A 9,167-nucleotide genomic window follows, 5' to 3' on the forward strand; every position below is an offset into this window, starting at 1 on the left:
GCCTTATCACAAGGCCAGCTATGCCGGGCTGCCGGGGCTGGTCCACAGCCTGATGCGGAGCACGATGCGGCGGAGGGTATGACGCGTTAGCCGCGAAATCGAGCGCGGACTGGTGGGCTGGAACGGTGGGCGTGGGGCCGGTTTAGGCCGTTGGCGTCGACAATCATCGAAAAGCGTTGGTTTCAGCCATAGCGCATGGCGGCCGGTGGGGGGAGTGCTGACCGTCTGCTATTCAAGTATGAAGGGGCAAAAGCGGACATTAGTGGCGGTGTCACAACCGTTCGGTTGTGACACCGTGGTGTCGTAAGGCAGCGCACCATGCGGATGTCATGGCTCGCGGAAGACGGCTTCGATATTATTACCATCGGGATCGAGCACGAAGGCTGCGTAATAGCCTTTTGGCATAATGGCAGGCGGCGTTTCGCGAAGCCCAGGCGCTCCATTGTCCCGTCCACCGGCACCAAGCGCTGCGGCATGAAACGCATCGACCTCCTCGCGATTTCTGGCGGAGAAGGCTGTGTGGTAATGCTGACCCGAAGGATGGAACTTATCAATCCAGAATATCGGGTAATCAGTTCCATAGCCAACACCATCGGACCCTACATTGTCAGGGGGTTGAAGAACCCGACGCAATCCTAATGCCCCAAGCGCGGCATCATAGAAGGTTGCGGAGCGCGCGACGTCAGAAACTCCGATGCCCGTGTGGTCGATCATATTGTTGCCCTTCCGACTGCGTTGCCTCTGGGGCGGCAAACGTAAATAGCGCTTGCGCAAAGCGCCAGCCATTCATGCGAACTCGCGAAGTGTCACAACCGGTCGGTTTTGACACAACCGTCTGGCTCACGACTTTCTGCGGGGTTGTAGGTGTCAGAAATCGGTGTCGGAAGGTCTGCTTTTAATGTTGCCCGAATGGGCGCAACGGCCGAAATGTTGTCGGTAGCCGTCATACCGCGAATGGCTATCTGGTGCCTAACCCGGTCTGAACGGGAACAAGGCGGTGGCAAATGCTTGATCGACTGGCGCGCTTTCTTACGCGCCCGATTCCCACGGTGGTCAGCTTTAACGCTAGAAGTAATGCGAGAAGGACTGCGCACCCCCCACCCATAAATCCAGCCCAAACCCGTTCACCCCCGCCCTCATTCCTCGGTTCGGATCAGCACCGCTTCGCCGATCAGCAGGAACAGGACGAACGGTCCCCACGCCGCCAGCAGGGGTGGGTAAGCACCCAGATTGCCCATCGCCAGCCCGAAATTGTCGGCAACGAAATAGGCAAAGCCAAGGCCCATGCCGATGACTGCGCGGACGAACAGCGCACCCGATCGGGCAAGTCCGAACGCCGCGACCGCGCCCAGCAGTGGCATCAGGACGGTGGACAACGGCCCCGAAATCTTGTGCCACAACAGCGACTGGAGCGGAGCGACCGGGCGACCGGCGGCTTGCAGTTCGTCGATCACGGCGTTCAGTTGCAGCAGCGACAGTCCGGCACCGTCGACGTTGGACAATGTGAACTGGTCCGACCGGATCGTCCTGCCGATCGTCAGAGCCCCAATCTGGCGGACTGCGCCCGAGGCGGCGTCGAACAGGGTGGCATCGGTCAGCGTCCAGCCGCCACCCGCCGCCGCCGTCCCGCGCGGTGCGCGCAGGATGTCGGCCAGTTCGCCGCTCTTTCGGGTATAAATCTCGATCCCGGCCAGCGTGGTTTTCGCGCCGCTTCCGGTCACTTCGTCGACATGGATCAGGTCGTCCCCTGCGCGCACCCAGACATTGGCCTGCGCCTCCTCTCCTGTCGGCATCTTTCCGTAATAGGCGGCCTGCCACCGGTCGAGCGTCGCGGTAGATCGCGTCACGATGCGTTCGTTGAACGCGAACGACAGGCCCGCGATGGCGATGCTTGCGACGATCAGCGGCGCCAGCACCTGTTGCGCCGACAGCCCCGCCGCCTTCATCGACACGACTTCGCTGTTCTGGTTCAGCGTGACCAGGGTAATGAGCGTGCCCAGCAAGACGCAAAACGGCAGAAAGCGTTGCGCGAGTTGCGGCAGGCGGAGGCCGACATAGGTCAGGATTTCGTGCTGGCCATTGCCCTTCACCGCGAGGATCTTGTCTGATTCACTCAGCAGGTCGAGCATTTGCAGGATCAGCAGCAACAACGCCAAGACGGCAAAGCTGCGGATGACGAACATCCGGCCCACATAAAGCGCCAGTGTCCGCGAAGGGAAGAAACTGGGCATCAGCGCGGCCTTTTCACGATGCGCGCGAACAGGGCCTTAACCCCTTCAAACAATTTGCCGAAGATGCGGTCGATGCCACCGATCGGCTGGCCGCCGGGGACATAGGCAAGCGTGTAGAACATCCATCCGACGAGCGCGATGAAAAGCGCGAACGGCACCCAGATCGCCGCGACCGGATTGACCAGGCCCAGTGACCCCATGCCCTCGGCATATTCGTTGATCTTGTAATAGGCGACGAGCATGACGATCGACAGGAACACTCCAATCGCCGATGTCGAGCGTTTGGGCGGCACCGCCAGCGCGATCGCCAGGATCGGCAGGAACAGCATCACCACGACCTGCACCAGCCGGAAGTGAAATTGCGAGCGCATTTCGGCGACGACAATTGGGGTTGCCTTCGGGCTTCGGCCGATGCGGATCAGTTCGGGCAGGGTCAGTTCCCGCTGGCCCTGGCCGCGGCCGCGAAACGATTCGATCTTGGGCAGGTCGATGGGCAGGTCGTGCGCCGCGAACGTCAGCACGCGGGGCGTCTTGAAACCGGGCGCATTGTTGATCAGTGTGCCGCTGCCCAACCGCAGGATGATGACATCGGGATCGTCGGTCGCCAGGAACCGTCCGGTCTGCGCGGTCACCGCCAGCGACTTGCCGTCGCTTTGCCGGGCCATAACGAAAATGCCGCTCAACTGGCGGCCCTGGTCGGCACTCTTTTCGATCCGCAGGGTCATGTTCTTGCCGAGCCGGGTAAATTCACCGACTTTTATCGATGCCCCCAGCGCTCCGGAGCGCAGTTCGAAGCGCAGTCCTTCATAGGCGTAGCGGGTGTAAGGCTGGACGAATCCGAGGATCGCGAGATTGAGCAGCGCAAAGAAAGCCGCGAACATGAACGGTACGCGCAGCAGCCGCCAATAGCTTTGCCCCACCGCCAGCAGCACGTCGAGTTCGGAGGACAGCGCGATCTTTCGAAACGCCAGCAGGATGCCGAGCATGACGCCGATCGGGATGCCGAGCGACAGATATTCGGGCAGCAAATTGGCCAGCATTTTCCAGACGACGCTGACGGGTCCACCCTCCGACGCGACGAAATCGAACAGGCGGAGCATCCGGTCGAGCACCAGCAGCATCGCCGCGACAATCAGCGACGACAGCAGAGGAACGATGATCAGGCGCGCCAGGTAACGGTCCGTGGCTGAAAGAAAATAGGATATTTGCCATTCCTCGACCGCGATTGGCCAGTTACGCCAGCCCTTGACCATTATTTGGCCGCAAACCACTCCCAAATACCATCGTCGAGTAAAAAGAACAGGGGCGGGGGCCGGTCCTATCGCAGTTTGCGTTGGTCGGGTTACCGTTGTCGAGGTCGAGGTCAGTTCCGTTGCACAGTCGTTTCATACCGTTTGCCGCCCTCGCCTTGCTGGCGGCACCTGCGCACGCGGCAATTCTGGGTTCGGACGCCGCAGTGTGCACCAATCCGGCGGCATCGGCGGTGCTGGTGCGGATCGAGGGGTTCAAGGCGCGGACAGGCATGGTGCGCGTGCAGGTCTATAGCAGCACGCCGGGCGAGTGGTTGGCAAAGGGCAAGAAGCTGCGCCGGATCGAACTGGCTGTCACGCCGTCGGGTGCCATGGACGTGTGCATCGCGGTGCCTGGCCCGGGCCGTTACGGCATCGCCGTCCGCCACGACGTCGATGGCGAAGGCAAGTCGGGGTGGGACGACGGTGCGGGTTTCTCACGCAATCCGGCGCTGTCGCTGCTGAAACTGAAACCCGATTTTGCCAACGTTGCGGTACCCGTTGGGCAGGGTCCGCGCGCGATCGATGTGGTGCTGAATTATCGCAGCGGATTTTCCATCCGTCCTGTGGCCATCCGTCCGGCGGGTCATAATTGATGGCCCGTGTCGCACTCCTTTCAAATCCCAGTTCGACGGGCAATCTGGCGTTGTTGCCGCGCATCCGCGAGTTTTGTGCCGAACATGGCGACCTGTTCCACTACGAGGTCGAAGACGTCAGCCAGATCGGCGAAGCGCTCCGCTCGATCGCCTGCGTGCGCCCGCGCGTGCTGGTCATCAACGGTGGTGACGGGACCGTGCAGGCGACGCTGACCGAATTGCACCAAGGCGACTATTTCGACGGCAACCCGCCCCCGGTCGCGGTGCTGCCCAACGGCAAGACCAATCTGATCGCGCTCGACCTGGGATCGACGGGCGATCCTGTCATTGGCCTTGCGCGTATCCTGGAGCTGGCGGGATCTGACCTCGACGACCATGTCGTGCGGCGGGAGCTGATCGCGTTGAGCGAAGGCGGGCGCCCGCCGGTGCTGGGGATGTTCCTGGGCGGGGCAGGGCTGGCCGATTCGATCCTTTACTGCCGCCACGTCATCTATCCGCTGGGGATGTCCAATGGGATCAGCCATTTCATCACGGTGCTGGCGGTCATCGTTTCGCTGATCCCGGGGTTGAGCGCAAAGTTCCTGCCGCCGCTGCCGTCGCCGATGCGGATTTCGCTGATGCGCGACGGCCAGGTTTCGGGCCGGTTCGCACTGATGATCGTGACCACGCTGGAAAAGATGTTGCTGGGCAGCAAGACCGAGGGCGGGGTCCGGCCCGGGCTGAAGTTCATGGCGGTCGACCAGTCGGCCATTGCCCTGATGCGAGCGATCCATGCCGCGCTGATGGGGCGGCTGGGCTCGCGGCAGATGAACGGCGTCCATGTCGAGCATGGCGACCATATCCGCATCGAGAGCGACCGCAGCAGCGTCATTCTGGACGGCGAGATATTTCATACCGGACCCGGCGCGCCGATCACGCTGCGCCCGACCAAGCCCATGGCATTCCTGCGCCTGGCCGCGTGACCGACCTGACCCGGCTGGTCGGGGAGGAACTCGATTTGCCGGTCGTCGACGCCGTTGCGGGGATGGCCAGGGCCCTTGCGGACAAATACGGCACGGCATCGCGGGCGGTCCTGTTCTATGGATCGTGCCTGCGCGAACGGGAACTGGACGGGCTGATGCTCGATTTCTACCTGATCGTGTCGGACTATGATGCGGCTTATGACCGGCGCTGGCTCGCGACTGCCAACCGCCTTGTCCCGCCCAATGTCTTTCCGTTCGCACACAACGGACTGGCGGCAAAATATGCGGTGTTGAGTGAGGCCGATTTCGCGCGGCTGTGCGGGGCCGGGGCCGACACGGTGTCGGTGTGGGCGCGGTTCGCGCAACCCTCGCGGCTGGCGTGGGCGGCTGACGACGCGGCGCGCAAGGCGGTGATTGGGGCGGTGGCGAAAGCGGCGCCGACGCTGCTGGCACTAACGCGACCGCTGGTCGAGGGTGACGCGCTGGCCGTCTGGCGGCGCGGGTTCGCATTGACCTATGCCGCCGAACTGCGGGCCGAAAGCACAGCGCGGCCGGGGACGGTGGTCGATGCCGACCCCGACCGTTATGCGCGGTTTGCAGCCGTCATCTCGATCGCGCCGACGACGCACCAGGAGGCCGAGCGGCGCTGGACCAGGCTGCGGCGGCGGGGCAAGATCGTCTCTGTGCTGCGGCTGGCAAAGGCGACGGCGACATTTGCGGGCGGGATCGATTATCTGGCGTGGAAGATCAATCGCCACGCTGGAACCGCGATCGCGATCAAGCCATGGCAGCGACGGTTTCCGATTCTAGGCGGGTTAAGCCTGTTGCCGCGATTGTTGCGCAGTGGCGCCGTTCGTTGAGTGAACCGCCCGCCTAGGCCGCCTGCGATTGCGCGGCGTTCGCGCGGTCCAGCACGCGGGCGACCGCGTCGCCCAGGCGACCGATGGTGAACGGCTTGCGCAACACCTCATGCCCGCCGAACGCCTGCGGATCCTCGATATCGCCAGCGAAGCCGGTGACGAACAGCACCGGCATTTGGGGATGCAGGATGTGGATCGCGGCGACCAGTTCGGGACCGGTGACGCCGGGCATCAGCACGTCACTGACGATCAGGCCGATGTCGCGGCGTTCGCGCAGCAGCGCCGGGACCTCGGCGGCGGATGCGCACGGCAGCGGTTCGTGGCCAAGCTCGATCAGCGCGTCGACCGTCGCATTCAACACGCGTGGGTCATCCTCGATCACCAGCGTCACCACGCCCGAATGGAGGGGGCGTCCATCGGCGGGGGCGGCCTGGTCGGCGATCGCCACGACATTGCCCCGGTAACGCGGCAGAAAAATCGATACCGTGGTGCCCTGTCCCGGCATGGACGTTGCCGCGACGCCGCCGTCCGACTGACGCACGAAGCCGAAGATCTGCGACAGCCCAAGGCCGGTGCCCTTGCCAACGGTCTTGGTTGTGAAGAACGGATCGAAAATGCGCTCCAGCACGTTGGCGCTCATCCCCGAACCGGTGTCGCTGACGGCAATGCGGACATAGTCGCCCGCCGGAGCCTCGGCGATCTCACCCTCCACCAGATTCACGTCGGCGGTCGATAGGGTCAGCGTGCCGCCGCCCTCCATCGCGTCGCGGGCGTTGACGGCCAGATTGAGCAGCGCGTTTTCCAGCTGGTGCGCGTCGATGAAGATCGGCCAGCGCGCACCCGCGCTGATGACCACCTGGATGGTGTCGCCCAAGGTACGGTCCAGCATGTCGGCCATGCCGCCAACCAGCGTGTCTGAGTAGAGCCCGACCGGCAGCAGCGGTTCGGCGCGGGCGAAAGACAGCAGGCGCTTGGTGAGGGCAGCAGCGCGGTTTGCCCCTTCGAGGGCATTGTCCAGATAGCGTTCGATTTCGGGCGCGGGCTCATCGATCCGGCGGCGGGCCAATTCGATGCCGCCGATGACGACGCCCAGCATATTGTTGAAATCGTGCGCGATACCTCCGGTAAGCTGCCCGACCGCCTCCATCTTTTGCGCCTGTCGCAACCGTTCTTCGGCAATCTCGCGTTCGCCCATCTCGGCGATCAGCCGGGCGTTCGCCTCGCTGAGTTCGCCGGTCCGTTCGGCGACGGCATATTCCAGTTCGGAATTGCGCTCCTCCTCGTCCTGGCGGTCGCGCCACGCCGCCCATGCGCTGCGTCCGAGCCAAGCCGCACACAGCAGGATGATCAGGCCGACCGCCGCAAGGATGGCCGAAATCCGGTTCGACCGCGCGACGGTATTGTCCGCGGTCAACGTTCGGGTGGCGAGGATCGCGCGTTCATTGGCGATGATACGGGTCAGCAGTCCATCCAGCCGCGCCAGGCTGGGTGCCTTGCCCGCCTCGTAATAGGTCGAGAGCGCCTGGTCGTTCTGGCCATAGTTGGTGCGGAGCGCGACATCGGACAATTCGCCGCCACGGACGGTAAAGGCGTCACGCAGCGCACCGATCAAGGCGCGCTGTTCGGGACGGTCGCGGGTTTCGCTGGTAAGCTTGTCCAACAGGGTTCCCGCGCGCCGCCAAGCGTCGAAATAGGTGCGCCCGACATCCTTGTTACCGCTGATGACGAACCGCCCGAGCGTCGCCTCCGACTTGGCCATCGTCGCATCCAGTTCGCGCGCGAGGATCATGACCTCGTAACTATGCTGCTGCCAGCCGAGCGCGGCATCACGCTGACGCGTGGCGATTACAAGCGAGGAAACAAGCGCTGCGATGGAGACCAGGGCGAACAGTCCGGCAAGCAGCAACCCCGCTGTCCGCCAGCTCTGACCCGGCGCGCCATCCTTGCTGAGACCGTTCCCCATGTCGCGGTTGACCTACATCAAGCAAACGGGGGTGAAAAGGGGCGTGGTCAGGCCGCGCCGATGCAACCAACCGCTCGTCCCGAAACTGCGAACAGGTCGAGGATGGTTTCAACCTCCGTTGCCGAATGTTCGGCACAGAGCGAACACCGCAGCAGGAACATTCCGGCGGGCGTGGCAGGCGGACGGGCAAGGTTCACATAGACGCCGCCCTCCAGCAGGGATTGCCACAAGGCGACGGCCTGCGCCTGATCGTCCAGGATGATCGCAATGATCGCCGACTGCGGAATTTCGGTGCCAAGCCGATACCCGAGTGCACGCAAACCACCGTGCAGGCGACGTGAATTTTCCCACAGGTGCGCGCGCTTGTTGCCCGCGTGCATCAGCTTGCGGATCGACGTCGCAGCGGTCGCGACGACGCTGGGGGGCAGCGATGCGGTGAAGACATAGGGGCGGGTGACGAGGCGCAGGACCTCAAACTTCGGGTGGTTGGACACGACGAATCCGCCGACGGTACCGACCGATTTACTGAAGGTGCCGACGATGAAGTCGATATCGCCCTCGCATCCCATCTCCTCGAACACGCCGCGCCCATTTGCCCCGAAAAAGCCCATGCCATGCGCCTCGTCACACATGATCATGCAGCCGTGTTTTTTGGCGACCGCGACCATTTCCGGAAGCGGCGCGACGTCACCCATCATCGAATAAACGCCCTCGAGGATAACGAGCTTGCCAGCCTCGGGAGGCAGGCGACCGAGGCGCTTGTCGAGATCCTCGACCGAATTGTGGCGGAAGCGCACGATCTCGGCATTGCCCTGCTGGCATCCGTCATAGATCGAGGCATGGCTGTCGGCGTCGAGGATGACGTACTCGCCCTTGCCGGCGAGTGTCGAAATCATGCCGAGATTGGCCATATAGCCAGTCGAAAAGACGATCGCGCCCGACACGTTGTAGAAATCGCGCAACGCATCCTCGACCTCGATATGGTCGCGGAAGGTGCCGTTGAGCATGCGGCTGCCATTGGTGCCCGATCCGTACTGGTCAAGCGCGTCCTTGCCCGCCTGGATCACGTCGGGGTCGAAGGTCATGCCCATATAATTGTACGTGCCGAGCAGGATCGTGTCGCGGCCAGCGATCACCGCCTCGGTCGGCGACTTCACCTCGTCCATCACGATCGCGAACGGATCGGTCACGCCCGAATCGAGCAGCGCCTGGCGCTCGGCGATGAGGCCGTCGAACTTCGACATCAGGTCGCGTTCGGGCGCTATC

The 9,167-nt window shown here is 63.4% G+C and carries 8 protein-coding genes; 3 read left to right on the plus strand and 5 right to left on the minus strand.

The window, feature by feature from the left end:
• Positions 1-327 precede the first annotated feature (327 nt).
• The 3 genes from Q0R02_RS03975 to Q0R02_RS03985 form a co-directional block, all read right to left on the minus strand.
• A complete protein-coding gene (locus Q0R02_RS03975) occupies positions 328-714 on the minus strand; it encodes a VOC family protein (RefSeq protein WP_293881061.1) in 387 nt (128 codons plus the stop codon).
• Between the two features lie 422 nt (positions 715-1,136).
• A complete protein-coding gene (gene lptG / locus Q0R02_RS03980; protein ID WP_293881063.1) occupies positions 1,137-2,231 on the minus strand; it encodes an LPS export ABC transporter permease LptG in 1,095 nt (364 codons plus the stop codon).
• Entirely contained in the window at positions 2,231-3,484 is a 1,254-nt protein-coding gene (locus Q0R02_RS03985; RefSeq protein ID WP_293881065.1) for an LptF/LptG family permease, read from the minus strand. The genes lptG and Q0R02_RS03985 overlap by 1 nt, the downstream gene beginning before the upstream one ends.
• Before the next feature lie 119 nt (positions 3,485-3,603).
• Between Q0R02_RS03985 and Q0R02_RS03990 the strand changes: the two genes are divergently transcribed.
• Genes Q0R02_RS03990 through Q0R02_RS04000 form a run of 3 tightly spaced genes read left to right on the plus strand, consistent with a single transcriptional unit; the run spans position 3,604 to position 5,938 of the window.
• Positions 3,604-4,116, plus strand: a complete 513-nt coding sequence (locus tag Q0R02_RS03990; RefSeq protein WP_293881067.1) for a DUF2141 domain-containing protein — start codon at positions 3,604-3,606, stop codon at positions 4,114-4,116.
• A complete protein-coding gene (locus tag Q0R02_RS03995) occupies positions 4,116-5,078 on the plus strand; it encodes a diacylglycerol kinase family protein (RefSeq protein WP_293881068.1) in 963 nt (320 codons plus the stop codon). Before Q0R02_RS03990 ends, Q0R02_RS03995 begins: the two co-directional genes overlap by 1 nt.
• Positions 5,075-5,938, plus strand: coding sequence for a hypothetical protein (locus tag Q0R02_RS04000; RefSeq protein WP_293881070.1), 864 nt, complete (start codon positions 5,075-5,077; stop codon positions 5,936-5,938). Before Q0R02_RS03995 ends, Q0R02_RS04000 begins: the two co-directional genes overlap by 4 nt.
• A 13-nt stretch (positions 5,939-5,951) precedes the next feature.
• Here Q0R02_RS04000 and Q0R02_RS04005 read toward each other — a convergent pair whose 3' ends face one another.
• Together Q0R02_RS04005 and Q0R02_RS04010 are read right to left on the minus strand one after the other, a co-directional pair.
• Positions 5,952-7,901 (minus strand): ATP-binding protein, encoded by a 1,950-nt coding sequence (locus Q0R02_RS04005; RefSeq protein ID WP_293881072.1) that lies wholly within the window; start codon positions 7,899-7,901, stop codon positions 5,952-5,954.
• 47 nt (positions 7,902-7,948) lie between these two features.
• On the minus strand, positions 7,949-9,145 hold the full coding sequence (locus Q0R02_RS04010) for an aminotransferase class I/II-fold pyridoxal phosphate-dependent enzyme (RefSeq protein WP_293881074.1): 1,197 nt from the start codon (positions 9,143-9,145) through the stop codon (positions 7,949-7,951).
• Positions 9,146-9,167: the final 22 nt, after the last annotated feature.

The sequence above is a fragment of the Sphingomonas sp. genome (assembly GCF_025353885.1).
Classification (GTDB): Bacteria; Pseudomonadota; Alphaproteobacteria; order Sphingomonadales; family Sphingomonadaceae; genus Sphingomonas_O.

What these genes read in the sequence shown, in the direction of transcription:
- Q0R02_RS03975 (WP_293881061.1), bottom strand. Translation starts at nt 714, where the DNA reads ATGATCGACCACACGGGCATCGGAGTTTCTGACGTCGCGCGCTCCGCA.
- lptG (WP_293881063.1), bottom strand. Translation starts at nt 2,231, where the DNA reads ATGCCCAGTTTCTTCCCTTCGCGGACACTGGCGCTTTATGTGGGCCGG.
- Q0R02_RS03985 (WP_293881065.1), bottom strand. Translation starts at nt 3,484, where the DNA reads ATGGTCAAGGGCTGGCGTAACTGGCCAATCGCGGTCGAGGAATGGCAA.
- Q0R02_RS03995 (WP_293881068.1), top strand. Translation starts at nt 4,116, where the DNA reads ATGGCCCGTGTCGCACTCCTTTCAAATCCCAGTTCGACGGGCAATCTG.
- Q0R02_RS04005 (WP_293881072.1), bottom strand. Translation starts at nt 7,901, where the DNA reads ATGGGGAACGGTCTCAGCAAGGATGGCGCGCCGGGTCAGAGCTGGCGG.
- Q0R02_RS04010 (WP_293881074.1), bottom strand. Translation starts at nt 9,145, where the DNA reads ATGTCGAAGTTCGACGGCCTCATCGCCGAGCGCCAGGCGCTGCTCGAT.